This is a genomic window from Bacteroides faecis MAJ27 (assembly GCF_900106755.1).
Lineage (GTDB): Bacteria > Bacteroidota > Bacteroidia > Bacteroidales > Bacteroidaceae > Bacteroides > Bacteroides faecis.
In genome coordinates this window covers 145,648-170,465 of the sequence record NZ_FNNN01000012.1, presented here as the reverse complement: position 1 = coordinate 170,465, position 24,818 = coordinate 145,648, and the positions used below count along the sequence as shown (strand labels likewise).

At 47.9% G+C, this 24,818-nt stretch carries 15 protein-coding genes and 2 pseudogenes; 5 read left to right on the top strand and 12 right to left on the bottom strand.

Going from position 1 to position 24,818, the window contains the following annotated elements:
- Positions 1–2: 2 nt before the first annotated feature.
- A complete protein-coding gene (locus BLW31_RS12325; RefSeq protein WP_010538258.1) occupies positions 3–254 on the bottom strand; it encodes a hypothetical protein in 252 nt (83 codons plus the stop codon).
- 421 nt (positions 255–675) lie between these two features.
- On the opposite strand from BLW31_RS12325, the gene mobA reads away from it, so the two are divergent.
- From mobA to istB, 5 genes are all read left to right on the top strand, one after another.
- On the top strand, positions 676–1,104 hold the full coding sequence (gene mobA, locus BLW31_RS12320) for a conjugal transfer protein MobA (protein ID WP_010538257.1): 429 nt from the start codon (positions 676–678) through the stop codon (positions 1,102–1,104).
- On the top strand, positions 1,083–2,330 hold the full coding sequence (gene mobB, locus BLW31_RS12315) for a conjugal transfer protein MobB (RefSeq protein WP_010538256.1): 1,248 nt from the start codon (positions 1,083–1,085) through the stop codon (positions 2,328–2,330). The genes mobA and mobB overlap by 22 nt, the downstream gene beginning before the upstream one ends.
- A 29-nt stretch (positions 2,331–2,359) precedes the next feature.
- Positions 2,360–4,369: a conjugal transfer protein MobC gene (gene mobC, locus BLW31_RS12310; protein WP_010538255.1), complete on the top strand. Its 2,010-nt coding sequence runs from the start codon at positions 2,360–2,362 to the stop codon at positions 4,367–4,369.
- A gap of 395 nt (positions 4,370–4,764) precedes the next feature.
- Entirely contained in the window at positions 4,765–6,336 is a 1,572-nt protein-coding gene (istA, locus tag BLW31_RS24795; RefSeq protein WP_050544929.1) for an IS21 family transposase, read from the top strand.
- 11 nt (positions 6,337–6,347) lie between these two features.
- Positions 6,348–7,124 carry an IS21-like element helper ATPase IstB gene (gene istB / locus BLW31_RS12295; protein WP_010538252.1) on the top strand — a complete coding sequence of 259 codons (777 nt, stop codon included), beginning with the start codon at positions 6,348–6,350 and terminating at the stop codon, positions 7,122–7,124.
- Between the two features lie 78 nt (positions 7,125–7,202).
- Here istB and BLW31_RS12290 read toward each other — a convergent pair whose 3' ends face one another.
- From BLW31_RS12290 to BLW31_RS12240, 11 genes and pseudogenes are all read right to left on the bottom strand, one after another.
- Positions 7,203–7,730: a UU032 domain-containing protein gene (locus BLW31_RS12290; RefSeq protein ID WP_010538251.1), complete on the bottom strand. Its 528-nt coding sequence runs from the start codon at positions 7,728–7,730 to the stop codon at positions 7,203–7,205.
- Positions 7,699–8,178: a Panacea domain-containing protein gene (locus BLW31_RS12285; protein ID WP_010538250.1), complete on the bottom strand. Its 480-nt coding sequence runs from the start codon at positions 8,176–8,178 to the stop codon at positions 7,699–7,701. The genes BLW31_RS12290 and BLW31_RS12285 overlap by 32 nt, the downstream gene beginning before the upstream one ends.
- A 103-nt stretch (positions 8,179–8,281) precedes the next feature.
- Positions 8,282–8,887, bottom strand: a complete 606-nt coding sequence (locus BLW31_RS12280) for an RteC domain-containing protein (protein ID WP_010538249.1) — start codon at positions 8,885–8,887, stop codon at positions 8,282–8,284.
- Between the two features lie 238 nt (positions 8,888–9,125).
- The gene (locus BLW31_RS12275; protein ID WP_004291474.1) at positions 9,126–9,548 is read right to left on the bottom strand and encodes a dihydrofolate reductase family protein; all 423 of its coding nucleotides are present in this window, start codon (positions 9,546–9,548) and stop codon (positions 9,126–9,128) included.
- A 279-nt stretch (positions 9,549–9,827) separates the two neighbouring features.
- On the bottom strand, positions 9,828–11,150 hold the full coding sequence (locus tag BLW31_RS12270; RefSeq protein ID WP_010538248.1) for a sigma-54-dependent transcriptional regulator: 1,323 nt from the start codon (positions 11,148–11,150) through the stop codon (positions 9,828–9,830).
- On the bottom strand, positions 11,143–13,461 hold the full coding sequence (locus tag BLW31_RS12265) for a hybrid sensor histidine kinase/response regulator (protein WP_010538247.1): 2,319 nt from the start codon (positions 13,459–13,461) through the stop codon (positions 11,143–11,145). The genes BLW31_RS12270 and BLW31_RS12265 overlap by 8 nt, the downstream gene beginning before the upstream one ends.
- Positions 13,461–15,386, bottom strand: a complete 1,926-nt coding sequence (tet(Q), locus tag BLW31_RS12260; protein WP_004293868.1) for a tetracycline resistance ribosomal protection protein Tet(Q) — start codon at positions 15,384–15,386, stop codon at positions 13,461–13,463. The genes BLW31_RS12265 and tet(Q) overlap by 1 nt, the downstream gene beginning before the upstream one ends.
- Positions 15,387–16,042: 656 nt before the next feature.
- Positions 16,043–17,206: pseudogene (locus BLW31_RS12255) on the bottom strand (DNA methylase); the annotation flags it as partial.
- A gap of 103 nt (positions 17,207–17,309) precedes the next feature.
- Complete coding sequence (ltrA, locus tag BLW31_RS12250; protein ID WP_004323414.1) at positions 17,310–18,977, bottom strand: group II intron reverse transcriptase/maturase; 1,668 nt, start codon at positions 18,975–18,977, stop codon at positions 17,310–17,312.
- Between the two features lie 677 nt (positions 18,978–19,654).
- A pseudogene (locus BLW31_RS12245) lies at positions 19,655–24,346 on the bottom strand (helicase-like domain-containing protein); the annotation flags it as partial.
- Positions 24,336–24,788 (bottom strand): DUF1896 domain-containing protein, encoded by a 453-nt coding sequence (locus BLW31_RS12240; protein ID WP_029425574.1) that lies wholly within the window; start codon positions 24,786–24,788, stop codon positions 24,336–24,338. The pseudogene BLW31_RS12245 and the gene BLW31_RS12240, both read right to left, overlap by 11 nt.
- Positions 24,789–24,818 lie beyond the last annotated feature (30 nt).

Below are 24,818 nucleotides of genomic sequence, written 5' to 3'. Positions count from 1 at the left end.
TTCTATTTATATGCGGATTTGGTTGCTACATTATCCGCTTCAGTGAACAGACACACGGGCGGGTCATCGCGTATCCGGTTCTGTGGTGAAGCGGTGCGGCGAACAAGTGATGAATGACGACACTGCGTCATGAAGTCATTGAATCTGTACTTCACCGGATTGTCGGATAACCGGGGTTCCGACGGTTCGGGTATCCGCTTCGGCAAGTATCCGCCGAAGCGGTTGTCCGGGTATTTGAATGTTCCTTTTCTCATATTTTCAAATCGTTCGTTTCTTGAATCATGCTGCAAATAAACAAGTATATTTTGGAACCTGTATCACTTCTCCGGCAAGTGGCAGCACGTTGCGCCGGTTGGCAGTCATTGACCGGGTCAAGCATCTGTACGATACCGTTTTAAGGGCGTAACTTTGCCCCCGGACAGCAGGGTTCGCCGATGGTGCGCGGCCCGGAGTCCTGAAAGGTATTTTCCTAATCCGTCCCCTGACGGATTTTTATGTTCACCTGAACATAGCAAGGTATGTTTTCAGCCGCTCAAAATATTTTGAGCATCCCGGAAAACGCCTTGCCTTTGCAGGGGGCGGGCTTTCCCTCCGAAGTCGGGAAGCCTTTCAGAACTGCGGTGCTGTGACCCGAAGCGGCGGCTTATGCCGTCAATCCGCTAAATCCAAAGTAATATGAAAGAGAAAAGGAAAAGCAAAGCAGGGAGAAATCCCAAACTTGATCCGGCGGTGTACCGGTACACCGTCCGTTTCAACGAGGAGGAACACAACCGTTTCCTCGCCATGTTCGGAAAATCGGGTGTCTATGCACGGTCGGTTTTCCTCAAGGCGCACTTCTTCGGGCAACCGTTCAAGGTGCTGAAGGTGGACAAGACGCTGGTGGACTATTACACCAAGCTGTCGGATTTTCATGCGCAGTTCCGCGCCGTGGGTACGAATTACAACCAGGTAGTGAAGGAACTGAGACTGCATTTTTCCGAGAAAAAGGCGATGGCGTTGCTCTATAAACTGGAGCAATACACCGTCGAACTCGTGAAACTGAGCCGTCGGATTGTGGAACTTTCAAGGGAAATGGAGGCGAAATGGTCGCAAAAATCAGTGTAGGAAACTCGTTGTACGGCGCGATTGCCTATAACGGGGAGAAGATTAACGAGGCGCAGGGGCGGTTGCTTACGACCAACCGCATCTACAATGACGGTTCGGGAAAGGTGGACATCAACAAGGCGATGGAGGGTTTTCTCACCTTCATGCCGCCACAGATGAAGGTGGAGAAGCCGGTGGTGCATATTTCGCTCAACCCGCATCCGGAGGATGTGTTGACCGATGCGGAATTGCAGGATATAGCCCGCGAGTATCTGGAAAAACTCGGTTTCGGCAACCAGCCTTATCTTGTTTTTAAGCACGAGGACATCGACCGCCACCACCTGCACATAGTGACGGTGCGGGTGGACGAGAACGGGCAATGTATCAGTGACCGGAACAACTACTATCGTAGCAAGCAGATTACCCGTGAGCTGGAAAAGAAATATGGTCTGCACGATGCGGAGCGCAGGAACCGACGCCTTGACACGCCGCTAAGCAAGGTGGACGCATCGGCAGGTGAGGTGAAGAAGCAGGTAGGTAACACCCTAAAAGCTCTGAACGGGCAGTACCGTTTCCAGACGATGGGCGAATACCGTGCGCTCCTTTCCATCTATAACCTGACGGTGGAGGAAGCGAGGGGCAACGTGCGCGGACGGGAGTATCACGGGCTGGTCTATTCCGTCACGGACGACAAGGGCGACAAGGTGGGCAACCCGTTCAAGTCCTCGCTTTTCAGGAAGTACGTCGGCTATGAAGCCGTACAGAATAAGTTTGCCCGTTCCAAGCTGGAGATCAAGGACAGGAAACTCGCCGACATGACGAAACGCACCGTTCTTTCCGTGCTGCAAGGCACTTATGACAAGGACAAATTTGTGTCCCAACTCAAAGAGAAGGGCATCGACACCGTGTTGCGCTACACGGAGGAAGGGCGCATCTACGGGGCTACCTTCATCGACCACCGCACAGGATGCGTGCTGAACGGTTCGCGTATGGGCAAGGAACTTTCGGCGAATACCTTGCAGGAACACTTCACCCTGCCATACGCCGGACAACCGCCGATACCGCTCTCCATCCCGGTGGATGCCGTGGACAAGGCACACGGGCAGACCGCATACAACGGTGCAGACGTATCGGGCGGAATGGGCTTGCTCACTCCCGAAGGTCCGGCGACCGATGCCGAGGAAGAGGCTTTCATCCGGGCGATGAAGCGCAAAAAGAAGAAAAAGCGCAAGGGCTTGGGTATGTAATCAGAGTATCAACAATTAAAAATCAATGTATGTCACAACAAGAAGACGATTTGAGGGCATTGGCGAAAATCATGGATTTTCTGCGTGCCGTGAGTATCATTTTGGTGGTCATGAACGTGTACTGGTTTTGTTACGAAGCCATCCGGCTGTGGGGCGTGAACATCGGTGTGGTGGATAAAATCCTGATGAACTTCGACCGCACGGCGGGGCTGTTCCGTTCCATTCTGTACACGAAGCTGTTCGCCGTCCTGTTGCTTGCGCTGTCGTGCTTAGGAACGAAAGGTGTCAAGGGCGAGAAAATCACATGGCGTAAAATCTGGACGACACTCGCCGCCGGGTTCGTGCTGTTTTTCCTGAACTGGTGGATACTGGCTCTGCCGCTGCCGGTTGAAGCGGTGACGGGGCTGTATATCCTTACCATCGGTACGGGCTATGTCTGCCTTTTGATGGGCGGTCTGTGGATGAGCCGTCTGTTGAAACACAATCTGATGGAGGATGTTTTCAACAACGAGAACGAGAGTTTCATGCAGGAAACAAGGCTCATCGAAAGCGAGTATTCGGTCAATCTGCCGACACGTTTCTATTACAGGAAACGCTGGAACAACGGTTGGATCAATGTAGTTAATCCCTTCCGTGCGTCCATCGTGTTGGGTACGCCGGGCAGCGGAAAGTCATACGCCGTTGTAAACAATTTTATCAAGCAACAGATTGAGAAGGGCTTTAGCCAATACATCTACGATTTCAAGTATCCCGACCTTTCGACCATCGCATATAACCATCTGATGAATAATCCGGAGGGCTACAAGGTGAAGCCGAAATTCTATGTAATCAACTTCGACGACCCGCGACGCTCACACCGTTGCAATCCCATTCACCCGGATTTCATGGAGGATATTACAGACGCTTACGAGAGTGCCTATACAATAATGCTCAACCTCAATAAAACGTGGGTGCAAAAGCAGGGCGACTTCTTCGTGGAGTCACCTATCATTTTGTTCGCCAGTATTATATGGTATCTTAAAATCTATCAGAACGGGAAGTATTGCACGTTTCCCCATGCCATCGAGTTTTTGAACCGCCGCTACGAGGATATTTTTCCGATACTGACTTCCTATCCCGAACTGGAGAATTACCTTTCCCCGTTCATGGATGCTTGGCTCGGAGGGGCTGCGGAGCAGCTCATGGGGCAGATAGCGTCGGCAAAAATTCCGCTGTCGAGGATGATTTCACCGCAGCTCTACTGGGTGATGTCGGACAGCGAGTTTACGCTGGACATCAACAATCCCGAAGAGCCGAAAATCCTATGCGTGGGCAACAATCCCGACCGTCAGAACATCTACGGGGCGGCTCTCGGATTGTATAACTCCCGCATCGTGAAGCTCATCAACAAGAAGGGAATGCTGAAGTCATCGGTCATCATCGACGAGCTGCCCACGATATACTTCAAGGGGTTGGACAACCTTATAGCCACCGCCCGAAGCAACAAGGTTGCCGTGTGTCTGGGATTTCAGGATTTCAGCCAGCTGGTGCGCGACTACGGTGATAAGGAGGCGAAAGTGGTGATGAATACGGTCGGTAACATTTTCTCCGGGCAGGTGGTAGGTGAAACGGCAAAGACACTATCGGAACGGTTCGGTAAGGTGTTGCAGAAACGGCAGTCTATCTCCATCAACCGGCAGGATGTTTCCACCTCCATCAACACGCAGATGGATGCGCTCATTCCGCCGAGCAAGATTTCCGGTCTGACGCAGGGAATGTTTGTCGGTTCGGTGTCCGACAACTTCAACGAACGTATCGAACAGAAAATTTTTCACTGCGAGATTGTGGTGGATGCCGAGAAGGTGAAGCGGGAGGAACGTGCCTACAAGAAAATTCCGGTCATTACCGATTTCACGGACGAGGACGGCAACGACCGCATGAAAGAAACGGTGCAGGCGAACTACCGGCGTATCAAGGAAGAGGTGAAGCAGATTGTGCAGGAGGAACTGGAGCGCATCGCGGGCGATGATAACCTGAAATATCTGTTGCAGCAGAAGTAAATAAAAAAATGAAGAAAGGCTTACCATAAACCTTTCTTCATTTTTTTAGAACTTAAGCATTATCCATACTTACTAAGATTCCGTTTTCCAAAATTTTTTGCAATGGAATTTTCTTTAAGATTTCTTGATAAGTGCTATAGAAGTCATTATCAAGTCCTATATAAACAATATTGTCATGTAATTCTTCTATAACACTAATATGTGAATGCAATTTGCACTTTTTATCAGAACAATCTGATACGATACTTTTAATTCGTTCCAACTTATTTAATAAATCATCATATTGAGATAACTGTAAATAGTCATTGAAAAATCCCCCACGGTAATCATTAAAAAAGGGACCATACAAGTCATAAAATGTAGCTTTGAAAAAAAGCGAGTAAACAATGATAAGTATGGACAAGAAACAACAGATTTTACATTATTATCGCGTGGATGGATTGAGTTTACGCGAGATATCCCGCAGGGTGTCGTTAGACCGGAAAACGGTACGTCGAGTGGTTCGAGGTTACGAGGCGGCCTTGTCTCGGGATCCAGAAACGGGAATCGAGGATTATTTGTCCACGGTACCTCGTTACACGGGTTCGAGCCGTTCTCCCCGGGTTTTAACGGGAGAAGTAATCAAAGAGATAGAATATTGGTTAAAAGAAAACGATCGCCGGCGAAACAACGGCATGCGTAAGCAATGCCTGAAGAAAAAGGATATTCACAGGGAGCTCGTGTCCAAGGGGATCAATATCAGCTATCCCACGGTGTGCCGTTATATTCGCGAGAAGAAAGAATTAAAGTCTTCTAGAAGGAAGGAGGTGTACTTGCGCATCCGTCACGAGCCGGGGGAAGAATGCCAGTTTGACTGGGGTGAGGTCAAACTGTTCATTGACGGGAAACAGGAAGCCCTGATGATGGCCGTGTTCGCGTTCCCGTTTAGCAAGGGACGCTTTGCTTATCTCTTTCACCGTCAAGATAGTTTAGCTTTCATGGAATCGCACCGGAACTTCTTCAAGGAGGTGAACGGGGTTCCCCGTGTCATGGTCTATGACAACATGCGCGTGGCCGTCGTGTTTGATAACAGGGAAAAACGTCCCACTGAAGCCTTAACACGGCTAAGTACCTTTTATCGTTTCAATTTCCGGTACTGCAACGCCAGGGCCGGTTGGGAAAAGGGGGATGTTGAACGTAGCGTGGATTACGTCCGGGGCAGGGCCTTTACCACTCGCGTGGATTTTAATAGCGTGGAGGAGGCCCAGCAATGGTTGACAAAGACTTGTGTACAGCTAAATGATGAACAGACCGCCACGCTAACCACGGGTGGAACCAGCCGGGTCAACGAGGAACTGGAGGCCCTGCAGCCCTATCCCGGGGAGTTTGGATGTTTTGAAGTGGCGGAGTATAAAGTGGACAAGCAGGCAACGATATGCCTCAAGAACAACCATTATTCCGTGCCAGAATACCTGGCGGGAGAAAGTGTCCTCGTCAGGATATACAGCGAGAAAATCATCATCTACAACCAGCGACACCAGAAAGTGGCAACACACCAGCGCGCTCACGCTCAAAGGGAATGGATCATTGATATCAATCACTATATAGACACCTTGATGAAAAAAACATCGGCCCTGGAATATTCCGAGGCCTTCCACCAGATGCCGACGAGCATGCAGGTGATATATAACCGCTATTTCAAGAAAAACGGCAAAGAGTTTCTCGGGCTCGTCAAGCACGTGAGAGACCACGACGTGGCTTATGAAACGGTTCTCGAGGCGGCAGACATCCTGCGACAAAGGGGATTAAAAGTATTCACGGCTGACCATTTTAAGGTCGCGATACATGCCATTACTGCAGGAGAGGAAGCGTTCAGGGAGGACCAAAAAACGGACGCCTTTATAGAGATAGAAGCCGGTTCGGAAGATATCCTCGCGCAACTGGAAAACGTGATGGGAAAGGTTCCCCGGGCAAATACACTAAGCTGACTATAGACTAAATGTTATTATACATGGAAACAAATGATAATGAATTAATCACGCGTTACGCGAAAGAATTGAAACTCGGTGTTATAAAAAATGTTCTGGACGACACGGTCGCGGAAGCGGAACAAAATCAATGGGGATACAGGCGTTTTCTCCGGGACCTGTTACAACGGGAAATTGAACACCGGGTGGAAAACCGCAAGTACCAGAGAATACGAAAAGCCGGGTTCCCGCAAATGAAATACCTGCAGGAACTTGTACTGGAAGATCTGCCAAGTGATACCAGGAACTTACTCCCCGAACTCGAGTCCATGAACTTCGTCAAGCAAGGACGCAATATCGTGATGTACGGGAATCCCGGAACCGGAAAGACACATACTGCGATAGGACTAGGGATAAAAGCCTGCATGGAAGGCTTCGACGTGTTCTTCACTACCGTACCCCACCTGTTGACTCGGGTTAGAGAGGCTAAGAATAACAAAACTTTACAACTTCTTGAAACGCGTTTCAAGAAGTTCGACCTGGTTATATGTGACGAGATGGGATATGTCAGTTTTGACAAGGAAGGAGCTGAACTATTGTTCAATCACTTGTCTCTTAGAGCTGGATCCCGCTCCACCATTATCACGACGAACTTGCCTTTTACAAGATGGGAGGAAATCATCAAGGATAAAGTCCTGTGCTCGGCGCTCGTGGACAGACTTTGCCACAAGGCTTTCCTGTTGAACATGACTGGACAATCCTTCAGGGTTAGAGAAACACAAAAAATGGCTGAAAAATTGCATGAATAAATACACTCGCTTATATTTGAACTACACAAAATGTGGTCCCTTTTTTAATGACTATATGGGGGAATTTCTCGTGAGTATTTACAGAGATAACCCTTTTGTAGTTGGTTGTATTTGATAATTAGTTTTCTTTGCCGGTTGTATATTATGTTCAGGATCTAATAATACTATGTGAAATATAGAAGAATCCCGATCAAAATAACCTACAATACGCCCCGTACTTTTTGTTATCGAAAATTGCATTATTGGAAAATCTGTCTCATTGTCCAATATTTCTTTTGGTAGCCAATCTAAATCTTTTCGTTGAATAGGAATGTTTTTAGCACTCCAATCTATTGGATGACATCTTAATGCAATACTACCTCTATTTTCTTCTAATACTTCTTGCGGTGTCATAGTACCCAAAGCACCTAATCTTTCAAGAAGCCCAATATGCCATCCCTTAGAACACTCTCCAATCTGAAAATTAGGTATCTGCTTAAAGTAAGAGAAGGAAAAAGTTATCTTCCTTCTCTTTAACTCATTTTCTTGTTCTTTGGTAACTAATGATTTGTTTCCGTATTTAGGAGAATCTGAATTAAGATTTAATAGTTTCCCATTTTTTCCCATAATACTCAATCATTAGTTCTGGAGTAATAACCTTGTCACAACGCTCATTTACATTTAAATCTCCACGTGTTTTAATCCAAGGCATCTCATTGTGGGACAATCGTTCTAATTCAGCACCGCTATATTTAAGATAATTCTCCAATATAAAGTCAATGAATTCAGCGTCTTCTGATGATAAACTCACATTGTGATTCATGCAATCATCAATATTGATTTCTGAATAGAGATATTTTGTAGAATTAAATCGATTGTAGATTTCTCGATTTACCGGACCATGAATCCATGCTTCAAACTCGCCGTCAAACATAGGTTTTTTATTGATACCATAAGACCATGCTTGAACATAATACAATAACTTCTGCAACTTTAAATTTATTAAAGACGCAAATCTATCTTCCGATTTTACTCGTAAGATAATGTAGTCTGTTATATCGTGTATTGAGTTCATCTGAATTATGACTATATCAATTTCAATGCAAAGTTAATATCTTTTTCTAATATAACAAAATAATGAATTGAATTGATGTGATTTATTCTAATGAATTTGTTTTTTATCTCCTCATACGATCCAACTCATCATCGCGCAGCATCCTCTCGTTCAATTTCTCCTGCATTCTGTCAAGGAAGTAGGTGCGGCTTTCGTTCTTCCGGCGTTTGATATCGGTGTAGAAACGGTAGCAGTCCTTCGACTCAACCCCGAATATCTTGTAAAGGAGCGGGGCAAGCTGTTTGAGCGGCATGTTGCCGTTGTTGATGCAGCCCATCTCGTCGATGCCGTAGATAAGTTCCACGAGGTCGATGGCATTGCCCGTCCATTGCAGGAGGCTGGTGGCGGTTTCTGTTGTGTTGTTGGCGGATATCAGTGGCGGCACTTGGGGCGTGGCAAGGAATTTCTGCATCTTTCTTACGAAAGACAGAGCCTTGCTGACGTAGGCGGCAATCTCTCTTTTTTCTTCTGACAGATTACGTACGGGATGGTGCTGCAACTCGATTTCGATGTAGGCAAGCGCGATGACGGTAAGGTTCATGTCCATGCCGCCGTTGCACAGTTCGATCACTTGGGTGGCGAAAGCCGTGTATGCCGTTTCCATATTGCAGTCGCCGGCTTCGTTTATCAGGCGGAAAAAATCGGTTTCCGCCAGCAAGAAATAATTCATGGTTCTGTCAATTTTGAAAATTACACTTTGTTTTCTGCGTGCGCACATGAATATAATTGGCAAAAAACGCGGCAGAAAATAAAAAATCCAACACTCAATTTTACAAAGTGCTGGATTTCAGAGGTGTAAAATTCAGTATTTTTTCACAAGGACAAATAATCTCCGACTTAAATTGTTTGTAATCAGAACATTTATTCTATTCCTGAAAATAGAAATGTATGCTTGCCGCACATTTTGGCTATCTTGCTTTTTTATCAAGGATATAGATAATGCGACATACACCGTTGGGATAGCTTTTCAAAGAGGAAAGCGTCCAGTGTTGCTCTGGCAGAGCCGACTTAAAAAAATGTCGTCCGCTTCCGGATATGAAAGGAACGGTGTATAGTATGATTTCATCCACAGCGTGCATCCGCAGCAGTCCGTTTATATAGTCTGCCGTGTCCGGTGTGGCTTCCGCGAGGTAACGGATGTTTGTGCAGTCTTTTCTCCATTCGTGCAGCATTGAAATGGAATAGTCCGGTGTCACACGGTAAAAGGCTTTCTTCCTGATTTCATCAAGACCGCAACGGTCAAGGCACAAATCCTGATGTGCTTTATCATATAACTCTGAAGAAAGACATCCGTCCATCGTCAGTACGGCGAGAATCTGAACTTTACCCATAATCGTTTCCTTTCGTTAGGCAAGGGTAAAAAAGTAGCGTGCAATTCACACTACCTTCAAGCGATGGCTCTGGTAAAGCCTTTACGGAGAGTACGTGAATGCACGCTATGCGTAAGCATAGCATAAGCATCACGCAATCGTCTCCGTAGTTCCAATTTACCAGATTTTCGCTTGAAACGCCTTGCGGTCTTATCCTATATGTTGGCGGCGAAAAGCTCCTGCCAATCGCCGTTTTTCTCAAATGTTATGCAAAGATAGCCAAATTCAGTGAATTACGGGCTATGATTGCTTGAATTTATATTTAAGTCCATACTCTTCAAGTTTGTTGTATAGTGTTGTCCTGCCTATGCCGAGCAGTTCTGCGGCGACACTCCGGTTGCCGTTTGCCTGTTTCAACGCACGCAATATCCGCTCCTTATCCTCCGCGTCATTGCGCAAGGCGAAGCTGACAGTAGAGGTCGGTTTCGTCACGGCAAGTTCCAGATGCTCTTTCATGACAACACCTTCCTGCGCCTGCAATACAGCACCCATAACTTTCTGCCGAAGTTCCCGCACGTTGCCCGGCCATGCGTGTGTCAGCAACGCTTTACGTGCTTCGGAACTGAACCCGCTCACGCTACACTCCAGCTCTCTGTTTGCCATATCACGGAAGAACTCTGCCAGCGGCATGATGTCTTCCTGACAGTCACGCAACGGAGGAACGGTTATCCCGAAGTCGTGCAGGCGGTACAGAAGATCCTGCCGAAAACGCTTTTCATTCACCGCTACTTCCAAATCTTCATTGGTAGCAGCGATGATGCGGACATTGAAATTCCGGTCTGCCTTGTCTCCGACCGGGCGATACCGCCTCTCCTGTATGGCGCGGAGCAACATCTGTTGGGTTTCCAACGCGAGGTTTCCTACCTCGTCCAGAAACAGCGTGCCGCCTTCCGCCTCATGGAAATATCCTTTCTTGGCATTGTCCGCACCTGTAAACGCTCCCTTGACGTGTCCGAAGAAAGCCGACGGTGCAAGCTCTTTGGAGAGTGAACCGCAGTCCACCGCCACAAATGGCTTGCCTGCACGTTTGCTCTTGTCATGCAACAGATGGGCAATATGCTCCTTGCCCGTGCCGTTCTCACCAAATATCATCACGCTCATGTCGGTGGCGGCTACCAGCCTTATCCGGTGCATGATTTTCTGAAAAGCGGAACCTTCACGGGCGAATACAGGCATACGGCGTTGTCCTGCCTGACGTTCTTTCAGTATGGAACGGATCAGGGGGACAAGTTTATCCTCCACAAGCTGTTTGGGAATATAGTCTATCGAGCCGAGTTTCATGCTTTCCACGGCGGTATTAACTTCGGCGTAGTCGGTCATAATGATGAAGGGCTGCATCTTTCCCTCCTTTCGCATCCAGCACAAAAGGTCTATGCCACTGCCGTCAGGCAGACGCAGGTCGGCAACCACGATATCATTATCTGTTGCCTGTTGCAGATGTTTCTTCGCGGTTGAGAGGTGGTAAGCCTTCATATTGCGGTAGCCCTCCCGTGACAGCATATTGCAGACATATTCGCAATACACGATGTTGTCTTCCACCACAATTATTTTTGTCTTATCCATCTTCGTATTTTCTCCTTTCCTCTTCTGCCAACCGTATTATTTCCACTCCCTTATCCAGCACGGCAGTCACGGCATGGCTTAACGCTTCACCATCCGGGAGAGCATCGCCACGAAGCAATCCGTAAAGTACATTCAGCGGTTGGTCGGCACGGAGCACCTCCCACGAACTGCGCAGGTGGTGGATCAGGGAATCCAGCTTTTGCAGGTCTTTTTCTTTTGCTGCATTCCGTACCGCCTGCATTTCCTTTTCTGTTTCAGTTATCAACTTTTCCAGCATGACGGCTTCATTGCCATAGGACAATAAGGCGGAAAAGTCCGGTTTCCCGTCCGGTGTCGCTTTTATGGCACACCTGTCGGAAACCTCCATCAGTTCCGATATGGAGAACGGCTTGAACAGGCATCCGGCAAAGCCTTTTGCCAATAGTTCCCCTTTGTTACAACTGCCCGAAGCGGTTGCCACAACCACCGGGATTGTTGGTGAATTGCCCACGTTGGACGAACGCAACAGTTCCAGCAATTCGAAACCGTTTATATCGGGCATATTCAAGTCTGTCAGCAACAGGCTGTATTCTTTCTGGCGTATCATTTCCATCAGTGCCGCAGCATCGGTGCAAGTGTCGCAGTGTATTCCTTCTTGGGAATACATCTCTTTCAGCATCAGAAGTAATACCTCATCATTGTCAATGGCGACAACATCATGGAATTTATTGTTATGATAAACAGGTGTATTGCTTGTATATCCAAGCTGTTCTTCAGCTTCCTGCATAGAAATTTCAACTGTGAAACGACTGCCTTTCCCTTTCTTGCTGTCTAAACGGATTGTTCCGCCAAGCATCGACACAATATTACGCATTATGGCAAGCCCAAGCCCGAAACCCTCCTTTGCGGCGGCATTTGATAGACGTTCAAACGCACCGAACGCTTGTTTCTGTTCCTCTTCTGTCATGCCTGTACCTGTATCTTCAACGACCAGTGTCAGAACTCCATTATCATATTCAGTAATCAAAGAAACACCGCCTTCTTCTGTGAACTTGACAGCGTTTGACAGCAGGTTATTCCCGATTTGTATTATTCGCTCTTTGTCGGTCAATACAATGGCATCGTGTCCAGTCTTCACGGACAAGGACAGCCCTTTGTTCACGGCAACAGGCATGAACTCCGTTTCAAGTGTGTGCGTGATTGCTGAAATCCGGCAGGGTGACAGACGGGGCTGTTCCTTGCCGTTGTCCAGGCGGAAGAAGTCAAGCAAAGTGTTGAGCATATCCCGCATACGGTCGGAGGATTGCAGTATATTTTGGATATATTGCCCATTATTACCGCTATTGCATTCTTTCCGCAAAAGTTCGGTATAGCCGGTTATTGCCGTCAGTGGTGTACGCAACTCATGGGTAATAGTATATACCGCTTTCTTTCGGGAGGTTATGAGTACCTCATTTTGTTGCACGGACTGTTCCAATTGCTCGATCAAATCCGTTGTCTTGCGTTTGTATCGTTTAATGTTCTTTGCATCACGGTGTATGATGATATAGGAAATGACCAACAGCAAAAGAACAAATCCCATCAAGCCGCCTATCTGCATAAATGATTTTTTACGCATGGCTGTTATCTCGCTTTCTCTATTTTGTAAATCAGATTGCACCTTCTTTTCGATTTGGCAAATCAATCCTTGCAGTTGTCTGTTAAGTTCTGCATTACGGGCAGCAAGACTATCGGCTTGTTCTGACAATCGACGGCTCTGCGCATTCTGTTCGTTGACCATGTTTCTATTGGATGAACGGAGCGTAGTCGTTGTTGTCGTTGGCTTCGTTCCCTCTTTTTTGCCGAAGATGCTCAAGAAACCTTTTCGTTTTGGCTTTTTGGACTGTTCCTGCACACTTTTCTGCACAATAACCGGAATTTGATTGGCTATCTTCTTGTTAATAGATTGTTGTTCATCCATTAACCGGACTATCTGGAACATCTGTCGTTCCTTATCCTCTAAAAGACTGCGCACACTATCGATGCGCTCTGCTGGATAGGTGGCCTTGAAACGGCAAAGCATACTGTCCATTGCCATACGCCGTGCATGGTAATGCTCGATATCTTTATCGTTCCATTCCAGTATTGTTTCACCCAATAGAGAAAATTTTATCATTTGAATATTGATATTGTTTATTTCTTTTCGGAGCTCGTCTATTTTTTTATTGCCAAGTTCTAATGCTTCTATCTCCTGCCATTCATAGAGGCTATTATATGCCATACATCCGATAAGAATGGAGATAAGTATATATCCCAACTGTATTGCCTTATAGAAATTTCCTGACCGCTCCATTATTTTGATGACATTGATTTTTGGAACATGAATAAAAGTTTATCTTTTTCGTTCATGCGGATATTATCAGAATAACCGCCTTTTGTTATTTGATACCCGCATGGCTTAACCATAAAAATGCCTAAGCCCTTAGTGTATGAACTTACTTCTGATGCATAGTCTTTACTTGTATTTAATGGAACTTTCCCTTTAATATGACACCACTCATTATTGCAACTGATGTCTTCAATCTCAGACATCATTTTTTGCAAATCTGTAATAGCTTTGGAACTTGCCGCTTGGGGTATCTGCAACTCAAAATAGAGCATCGGTTCGAGAATGTCCACACCTGACTGTTGCAAGGCCAGCCTGAAGACATAAGGGGTCAGCTGTCTGAAATCAGCAGGTGTACTTACCGGGCTATAATACTCGGCTTGAGTAAAAGTTACTTTCAGATCAGTCACTTCCCATCCATGTAACCCGGATTGGCAAGACATACGAATCCCTTCAAAAACGGCATTTTGAAAAGAATGGTTCAGATAACCATAGGAGATGTCACTTTCGATTTGCAACCCTGTCCCTAACGGTAAGGGTTCAAGAGTCAGCCCTATTGTGGCCCAATAAGGGTTGGGCGGCACTTCGATCTGAATAATCTTATTGACCTTTTTTACAGGTCGTTCTTTGTATATAGTCTTGATCTCATCAAAATGGACCTTTACGGAAAATCGTTCTTCCAGCAATGTCTGTATGATTTCCTTTTGGGTTAAACCATATAACGAGATTTCCAATTCATCACTATATGAGTTTATGGAAAAGGACAAAGACGGGTCTTCAATCCACAATGTATTCAGAGCGGATATCACCTTGCTTCTCTCTTCGGGCCTGTCTGGCCGGACGGAGGATTTGAGAGCGGGATGCTGATGCGATAATCCTTGAATCAAACAAGGTTCAGCACCTAAATAATTTCCGATTCGAAAATCATCCATATCCTCTACAATCGCGATATCATTGGCGCCCACTTCATCAACATTTATCTCTCTGCCCTGATTGATAGTTTTTAGATTTTTAATCTTGATGAATTTTTCCGAATCGTTGATTCTTACAACGTCTCGAAGTCTCAGACTTCCGTCAATTATTTTTAGAAAACTTCTTTTATGTCCTTTGGGGTCATGCTCTATCTTATAAAGATAAGATGAAAGTCTGTTTGAGACCGATGCCGGAGGAAGTATAAAAGAAGTGATGGCGTCCAACAACTCATTGATACCGATATTGAACATTGCTGATCCATGTAGCACCGGATAGACTTTGGCTTTTGCCACAAGAGCGATTATCGTATTCCAATAATCAGCCGGTGAAATTTCGCTATCCGCCAAATATCGTTCTAATATATTGTCGTCATGGTTGCATACAAATTCTTTGTATTCTTCCTTTATATATGTTTGGGAGCAAACCGGATAAACCGATCCATCGACAACATTTTGCATAAACAGGACATCTTGAGACAGATTTGCTTTTATATCCAGATACAAACGCTCCAAATTCACACCGGCTCGGTCAATCTTATTGATAAATATAATTGTCGGGATTTGCAGCTTCTGTAAAGTATTGAACAGCAACTTTGTCTGCGCTTGTATGCCTTCCTTTGCGGATAAGATGAGGACTGCTCCATCAAGCATTTTGAATGTCCGCTCCACTTCCGCAATAAAATCCATGTGTCCCGGAGTGTCAATGATATTGCATTTCACACCATTCCAGATAATAGATGTCGTAGAAGCCCGAACAGTAATTCCTCTACGTTTCTCTATATCCATAGAGTCCGTTATGGTGTCACCATTATCCACACAGCCGCACTTTTCCGTTGCTCCACTGGCAAACAGCAGATTCTCGGTTACGGAAGTTTTTCCTGCATCAATGTGAGCAAGAATTCCTAAATTTATAATATTCATTTGGATTAAGCAATAATATACTACAATAGATGCATTGTCGAAACGCACCTTTTAATACCTCCTCGTAGCATATGAGAACTACAGGATTCCTAACTCGTATTAATATGTATATTATTACTGCCGCATAACGATTACAAAATTACACAAAAAAATATATCTAACAAAAGTAGGAGGATTTTTTAACTTTTTACCATAGACATTTTATTAGGGAAACGTAGGTTCAACTGGTAAGTACAAATAAGTAGAAATGTTTGAACAACACTGTTTTAGGAAGTTGAAAAATCAAGTTTCTCTCTCGGTATAGCGTTTATTTTGGCCAATATCTTCTTTAGTTTGGCATTTGAGTATTTCCCATTCGTGTTCTATTTAGCTCCTTATTATGAGTATGTAGCAAGTTGCTTATCAAATTCAGCCTCTTTGAGGGTCAAATATGGTTTTGCAAATGGTGACTGACAAGACATAAACAAGGTCAGCAGGATTTTTTACATAAATGGACATGAATGTATATAACCTAAAATAAGAATAAATTTTAATAAGGGCTGCCCAAAAAGAAAAAAATGCAGTTGCCATCCTACAGATACTTGCAGAAAGGATAAAATTTACTTTTAGACCTTTTGGGATAGCCCTTATTAATACTTCAGATAAAATTCCTAAGGTTATATTTTCAATCCTTTGAACCGGGTTTCCTCCTTGGCATACAGTCCCGGACGCCCGATTATGACATGGTTGGCAACGATACTATCCGCCGGACTGCGTATCTGCGGCGGTGCATTTTCGGGATATTGCGCCTGCCTGTTCCTCACATCTTCCGCTTCCGGCTTGACCTGTTGCCCTTCTTTCTCCTTTTCGGCGACTTCGGGCGTGGGCGGCGCAAGTTCCAGCTGTATTTTTCGGTCAAGGGCGGCAAGTTCGGATTTCAGCTGCTTCAGCTCGTCCTCCTTCTTCCACACCTTGCCCGCTATCTCCTGCAACTGCGGTATCTCCCTCTCCAGCACCTCGTTCTTCGCCTTGTACTGGTCGATAATGGAGGGTATCCTCTCCATCGCGTTCAGGAAGTTTCGGGCGGCAGCCATCGGATCAGCCATTGCCAGATGTCCGTTGTTATAGGTGTACTTGTAGTTCCCCTCTACCACGAAGCGGTTGTCGGTAAACTCCAATCCCTCTTTGAGTATCCTCTCGCTCACCACCTTTATCGGAAAACCGTACAGTTCTCCGACCTGTGTGTAAAGCCCGCCCGTAGTGGCGTTTTTCGCTATCTCCTGCAAACGCTTTCCGATAACCTTCTCATCGGCGGAATCCACACCGTCCACCTTTATTATATTAAGGCGGTTGCCCTCCCTGTCGGTCTGCGCCACCGAAAGGAAGCGGTTCCAGTCCTCCGTCATGGCATCTATGAAAGCCGTGTTGTTACGCAACTCGCCCGTCTTCGACTCTAACTTGAACTCCGAATCACGCTTGCCCTTGTTAAACGACTTGCGTTCCCCTTCGAGCGAGGCGATGCGCTTTTCAAGTTTCGCCTTGTCCAGCAGGTCGGTGTTGCCGGATAGCAACGCCATATATTCCGAAAAGTTCATGCCCGATTTCTCGTCCACTGCCCCCTCGTCGATGGTACGCGCCCCCATAGCACCGCTTTTGAGCTGGCTGATGAAAGTCTGCTTGCAGTGCAGGAGGTTGAACTTGTAGCTGTCCAGTGACTTCTCCACCGCGTAGATGATTACGTCCACGTTGTTCCCGGCGAAATGCTTGGCAATTTCGTTTCCGGCTCTAACTCCGCGTCCGTCACGCTGTTGCAGGTCGGACGGTCGATCGGGTAGGTCAAGGGCATTACTGCCCTCTTCCCCCCTCAGAACCGTACGTGAGGGTTTCCCCTCATACGGCTCAAGCTTTTCAAAGTCTCTGTTCGTGTGCAGAGACCGGCTCATCCTACTTCTTGTTTCCATTGTTTTTACGGGATAATTTGAAACATTCATCATGAACCAACAGATTGCATTTCCGTCCGTCTTGTACGGTCGGCATTACATTCCATGCCTTATGCGTGTCAATCGGTTCACCACATATCGGACATTTCCGACCTTGCTTTTCCCATAGGTAAAGCAGGGATTTACGTCCTTTCAGCGTCACAAGCATCTTTGACTTCATTCTTTTATTGAAGTACAGGCGGCAGTCTGCGTCAAACGGATTCATGTCCCCCTTTATCTGCGTATATTGCAGAAAAGGAAACGAAGATGCCAGTTTCAACAAGGTAAGTTGGTCTTCTTTGCCGTTTGATTTCTTGAACTTAGCCGCAAAAGTCCAGCTGTTCCCTCGGATATTGTGCCAATAGCGGTCTTTTATCCACTGTTTCCCTTTCTTGGAATGACGGCGTTTAGCCCATTGCCACAAGGCGAGAAATATCTGATGGTCGATTCTGTGAAAAGAATCACGTGTCGCCCCATGCTGATAATATGCTCCCCATCCTCGAATTTTAGCATTCAACATCCTGATTAATGATTCCTGCTTGCAACCCTTATGACCTTTTGTCACCTTACGGATATTCTCCATAAAGCGTTTTTCGGCTTTCTTGGTCGGCTTGGTCAATATTTCATTGCCGAATTTGCGGATGTTGAAACCGAGAAAATCGAAACCGTCACGGATATTGGTTATCACCGTCTTTTCTTCTGATAAGGTCAGACCTCTTTCAGACATAAAGTCGGCTACCAATGGCTTGATTTCCTTTTCAAGTGTTTCACGGTTCTCGCAGGTAATTATAAAGTCATCAGCGTAACGGACAAGATTCACCATTGGCGAATATAACTTACCTTTGATTCTAACTCGTTTATATTTCTCTGCAAGGACTTTCTGCAATCCGTCCAATGTCATATTGGCAAGCGTGGGAGAGATAATGCCACCTTGTGGCGTTCCCTCCTCTGTCGGGAACATCTGTTTGTTGAAGATATAGCCGCATTTCAACCATTTTCGGAGTATTGCCTTGTCCATAGGGATGTTGGCAAGCAGCCATTCATGGCTGATATGGTCGAAGCACCCCTTTATGTCACCCTCCAGAATCCATTCGGGAGAATAGCCTTTTCGGAGAATGTTATGGCATTGCATTACCGCGTCCATACAGCGGCGTTCCTTGCGGAAACCGTATGAACGTGAGTCGGCTGTTGTTTCCGACACTGGTTCTAATGCCATAAGGTAGAGTGCTTGCATGGCTCTGTCTTTCATTGTCGGTATTCCCAACGGTCGCAGTTTGCCATTACTCTTTTTGATGTGGACTCTTCTCAATGGCTTCGGCTGGTAGCCTCTGCGTTTGAGTTCGCTTATCGCTTGTGTTTTTGCTTCGGGTTTCTCCCATGTTTCCATGTCCACTCCGGGGGTGTTGCCACCTCCGTTAGAAGTAACTCTCTTTACGGCTAAGGCTTTTGCGTAAAAAGAGTGGGTCAGCGTCCACTGCAAGGCTTTCACCTTGTTGTATCTGCCTTCCTTCTGAGCCTTTACAATTCGTGCTTGTAGCTTTCTGACAGCCAACTCCGCTTTAGTCCAGTCTATTCTGTCCCAAAGTGTTTGCTGATTGTCAGCAGGCGCACACGATGTCTTGTTTTCGTTCATTTGCTTTCCTCCTTTTGAAAGTTCTAAAAGTTAATTGTAAAGAATCACCATTTGACAACATTCGGTTTGATTGCCTACCTAATGTCGTCACAGAAGTCTGCCCACTTTCGTGTCGGATGATGTCGCCCACATCAGCCCGTGATGTCGGTTCAATCCGTATCCGCTCCATTACAGAACGGCATTCGCTTTTTCTGTTATCTTATACCTGCACACCATTCGGCTTTCATTGCTGTCAGCTTACCTGTCATTTTTACATGACAGGAGATATACAGGCTTACCATGTTCCACATAGATAACTAACGGATAGGTTAGGTTCTGTCTCATCCTCCGGCGGTGCTTATATCCGTGTAATCCTACCATGGAGAGGATTAACCGACCGCTTCCCTTTTGGGTAGAGTGTGCCAGTATCTTACACTCTTTCGTGACATTACGAAGTTTACTAACAGTTCGCTTGCGCTAACCATACTATCCAGCCTCGCCACTCTACGGTATGATACTAACCGTACTTGACTTCCCCTCACGGTTCTGTCTTGTCTTGCGAAAGTGTACTTCGTCCCGACCGCTTAATACAACATTAAGGTGCATCGGTCGGTAGGCTACCGCTGACGGAACAGCGGGTTAAAGCTGATACCCGTAAGTATCATTCCAACAATTATCTATGCGACTTCATGTCGCACCCACGGCGTATCGAGATGATGAATTGCCACACACCTTTTCTGTGCGTTCACACCCGTTCCGAGCATGGAGGTGGAGCCGAACAGAACACGCACCGTTCCGGCATTCATGGCGTCTATCACCGCCTTCCGAGCCTTGTCGGTCTTGCACTCCTGAATGAAGCGCACCTCGCTTGGCGGTATGCCGTAATCCTCCGTCAGCTTGCGCTTGATTTCCGAATAGACGTTCCACCCGTCGCCCGGCTGATATGTCCCCAAGTCCGAGAAAACGAACTGCGTGCCTTTCTGCGCGTCGTATTTTTGGTAATACTCCGCGATCATCTTGGCACAGTGGCTCGCCTTGTTATCGGGGTGGTCTTCATAATGCGGGTCTATCATGCGCATGTCGAGTGCCATCTTGCGGGCGTAGTCGGTGGCGATAAGCATCTTCGCCTTTTCCTCCGTTTCCGAAAGCGGCAGCCTGCCCAGAAGTGTGGCATCGCCAGTCTTGGCGAACTGCATCAGCTTCTGTATGAAGTCCTCCTGCTCCGGCGTGGGCGGTATGTGGTGCAGTATCTCATTCTTGTTGGGACGATCTACGCCCACGTCCTCTGCCGTGCGGTAGTCCGTGATTTCATTATAGAAGGCGGCAAGTTCCGGCACCTTGATGAAGTAGCGGAAACGCTCCTTTTGAACCACGTTGTTCGTCACGTTAAATTCAAAATCCGTCGTCTTCTTGGCGAATATCGCCGCCCAAGCGTCGAAACATCGGATGTCCTGCCGTTCCAGCTCCTTCGGACGCAAATACTTGAACAGCAGATACAACTCCGTCAGCGAGTTGCTGATGGTAGTACCCGAAAGGAAGGTCGCTCCCAAGTCTCTGCCCGTGCGCTCCTGTATGGTGCGTATGGCAAAGAGCATGTTCAGTGCCTTCTGGCTTCCCTCGCTGTTGCCCAGTCCCGCCACACGGTCATGGCGCGTGTTGAACGTCAGATTTTTGAACTGGTGGCTCTCATCTATGAAGATGTGGTCGATGCCCATCTGCTTGAAATCCACCACGTCGTCCGTGCGTGACTTTATGGCGTGTTCCACCTTCTCCAGCTTCGCTTCAAGGTTGTGCTTGCGCTTCTCCAATCCTTTCAGCATCGCCCGCGACACGTTCTTTCCCTGCTGCCGTAGCACTTCGAGGTTTTCCTCCACCGTGTCAAGCTCCGCTTGCAGGATGCGCTGCTGCAACTCCGGCGACTGCGGTATCTTGCCGAACTGGTCGTGCGACATGATGACGCAATCGTAGTCGTTGTTCTTTATATTATTGAAGAAGCGCACACGGTTGGCGGTCGAAAAGTCCTTCTCCGAAGCGTACAGAATACGTGCGTTGGGATATGCCGCCTGATAGGTGGCTGCAATCTCCGCAACGTTGGCTTTCAGCCCGATAATCATCGGCTTGTGTGCCAAATTCAGACGCTTCATCTCATGCGCGGCGATGCACATTATCAGCGTCTTACCGGTTCCCACCTCGTGGTCGCAAATTCCGCCGCCGTTCTGTTTCAACATCCAGACGCAATCCATCTGTGAGGGATAGACGCTCTTGATACCCCGGCTTGCCAGCCCTTTCAGGTTGAGGTCGGGAAAAGTCTGGTGCGAGCCGTCATACTTCGGGCGCACGAAACAGTTGAACTTGCGGTTATACATCGTCACAAGCCGCTCCTTGAACTGCGGCGACTGCTCTTCCAGCCATTCGGAAAAACCGTTTCGTATCTCGTCAATCTTGGCGTTGGCGAGCTGTATTCCCTCGCTGTCGCGCACCTTGATGTCGTTGCCATGCTCGTCCTTGCCGATGGACTTCATCATGTCAGGGCAGGTGTTGTGCAGGGCGTGTTTCAGGAGGTGCATACCGTCATAGTTCCGGTAATACCCCTTCACCAGAAACTCGTCCGTGATTTTCATGGTGCGGTAGCCGCACGCCACCGAAAACTCGTCCATGCTTGCGGAATAGGCGATTTTCACCTCCGTGTCGAACAGCCGGCTCATGTAGGCGGCATAGACACCCGTCGGAATCCATCGTTCCCCGAAATTGAAGTCCAGATCCTCGAAGGCGATGCGCGGCGGTTCGGCTTCTTTCAGAGCTTCCAACGCCTGCTTCACCTCCGGCATACGCTCATTTTCGGGATTGTCGCCCATCCAAGCCTCTATGCGTTCCGCCTTCTCTATCACGTTCCCGGCAATGAAGCGGTCTTTGATCTCGTAACCGGTCACGAGCGGATTATAATAGATGCGCCCTTGCAGGGCTGTGAGCAATTCCTCCGCCGTGCTGTCGGTTATCGTTCTCATATAGTCAATATCGACAGTGCCGAACTTGTTGAGCGACGCGGACAGGGCTTCTTCGGGTGTGCCTACGTTGGCATGGCTCTCCACCGCGAAGGAAACAGGATGCTCGAAGATGTCCGCCTTGACGAACTTTCCGTTCTCCACCCGTTCCAGCGAAAGGATGTCGCGCCCGCCCGCATCCATCATCACTAACTTCACGTTCTGCTTGGCGTTGAGGTTGCCGTAGCGCATGACAAACTCATCGTAACAGGTATTCAGATGCTCTCGCCACGGAACATTTGCCTCGCGCCGGAGCGATTCATAACGATACAGACGCTCGTAGGCGTCACGCAGTGACACATACAACAACGCCTTTTCCTTCTGGTATCCTTTCAGGTTGAGCGGCTGGAATGTCGCCCCGTATGGCGTGATGTCTTTCAGGTAGCCGATGTTATGACGCCCCCGGTCAGCCACCAGCGACCCTTCGCGCAGGTGCATCTCCGGCGTGCGGTGGTAGGCACGCGGAGAAAGGTCCACGATTTCCTCCTTCGGCTTTTCCGCTTCGATGTCGGGGAAAAGGGAGGTTGCCACCGCTTCCGATGGGGTATCTGTAACGGCAGGTGCTGCGACTGCCTCCGGCTGTGTTTCCTCCTGTCGAGGTTGCTCACGGGGCGTTTCCGACATAGCTTTCACTTCCGTCTTTTCCGCCGCCGCTTGTTTCTCGTTATGCTGTCTCGCCAGCTCCCGAAGTTCTTTCCTGCGTTCCGGTGTCAAACCCATCATCATTTCATAGAAGCCGTTGATGGGAGGATTGGTATCCCAGTCCAACGTGGCATAGATGTCGTCCGGGTCGGCAGGCTTGGCGGTGTTCTCCGTTTTAGCCTCCTTGTTCTCTGTTACAGTCTTAGGGGTGGTAGCCGTCGGCACAGCCGTAACATTTTGTGTGACATGCACCTGTGGCTTGGGTAGAACGCGCCTTGCCGGGCTTTCCTTTTTCGCCTCCTTTTTCTTTTTGGCGGTTTTCGGTTGTTGGCTGACTTCTTCCGTCATCCCCCAGAGGTCGAGCAAGGATAGCTGCACACCGTCAAAATATTTCGGACGTGGCTCTATCTCCGGCTTTTCCTCTGTGGGTTGCGGTTTCTCCGTCGGAGTTTCCACCGCCTGCATCGAAGATGTTGTTTCCATCTTTATGGCAGTACGCTCCACCTCCTTTTGAACGGTAACTTTTTCTTCCGTTCCCGACTGCCGGATTGAACCCGAATACAGACGCATGGCGAGCCTGTAATGGAAATCCTCGTCGAGCATACGGTGCAAATCCCCGGCGATGCCTGCTGCCTTGCCCTCGTGCAGATAGACCATAGCGGGCTTCCCGTATGGGTCGGTGTCAAGTTTCGACGTCGTATGCACGATGCGTTCCGGGTGGTGGATGAAATAGGCGTTGTCGGTCAGGTCGGTTTTCGTGTCCGTCTGTATTACGGTCATCAGCCGCTCGTCCTGCGACATTTCCTTCTTGCTGAGGTTCTTTTGCAGGACAATCAGGTCACTGCCCACTTCTGTCCCCGCGTTGTCCGTGAACAGGTTGTTGGGCAGGCGTATCGCGGATACCAGATCAGCCTTACTGAACAGCTCGTTACGCACGGAGGTCTTGGTGCTGTTCAATACCCCTTGCGAGGTGATGAACGCCACGATACCGCCGTCACGCACGGCATCCAGTCCTTTGAGAAAGAAATAGTTGTGGATGGCTTTCTGGGCGGAGCGTCTGCCGAATGAGTCGCTCCGCTGAAACTCAGGGTCGAACACGGTTATGTCTCCGAACGGAATGTTGGACACCGCCAAGTCGAAATAATTGTTGAACGGTCTTTCGATTTTCTCAAAACCGCAGGTGCGCGTTTTCTTGCCGGGATAGAGATGCCTCAGGATTGTACCCGTGAGCAGATCCTTCTCGAAAGCCATCACATCCGCATTGGGGTTGTGCCGCAGCATGGAATCCACGAACACGCCAACACCCGCCGACGGTTCGAGCATACGGGCGGGGCGGATGCTGTAATCTGCCAGCACGTCCGCGATGGTGTCGGTTATCTCTTTGGGGGTGTAGAAAGCGGTCAGCACGGACGCTTTCAGCGAATCCACAAACCGCTTGTACTCTGTTTCGTCCTTGCTGTTCTCACGGATAAGCCTGTGCAACTCCACCGTCGGGGCGAACAGTTCGAGGTCGGATTTCGCCCACCGGACGGCATCCGTCAGTTCCTTTGCAGGGTTGAGGATACATTTCAGACCGCCGAAACCGCAGTACCTTTGAAGTATGGCACGCTCTTCGGTTGTCGCTGTCCTGTTTTCCCTGTCAAGGATGAATGCCGTCCGTATCGCCTCGATGTTGTCCCGCAGTTTCTGTTTGCGGTTAAACGCCATATTCCCCGATATAAAGGACGGTTGCCCCCGTCAGCTCCGTGTAGAGCAGGTCGTAATCGGAAGACAGGGCGAAATTGTCATCCGAGAGGTCATAGACGGAGAACACGTTGCCGACAAGCGGCAGCAGTTTCAGGACAAAGGCTTCACGCTTCTCTTCCGGCACTTCATCGGCAAACTCGTTTTCCACGACTTCGCGGAGGATGGCGTAACGGGAATAATGCAGCCCGCGCAGCAGCGTGTCCATCGCCAGTTCCTGCGCACCATCGGCGGGATAGCCTTCAAGCCGTGCCCTCTCATACGTTTCGGCGGCACGGTCGGCCCGTTCCCGTATGAAAGCGGTGTCGTCAGCCTGTTCAAACTTGTTCGTGCGGAGATAGTCCAGCAGGTACAGACCGTAATAGGAAAAGTCGGTCTGACCCTCGTTTTTCTTCTTGTTGTTCATTACTTTGGATTTAGCGGATTGATAATTAAC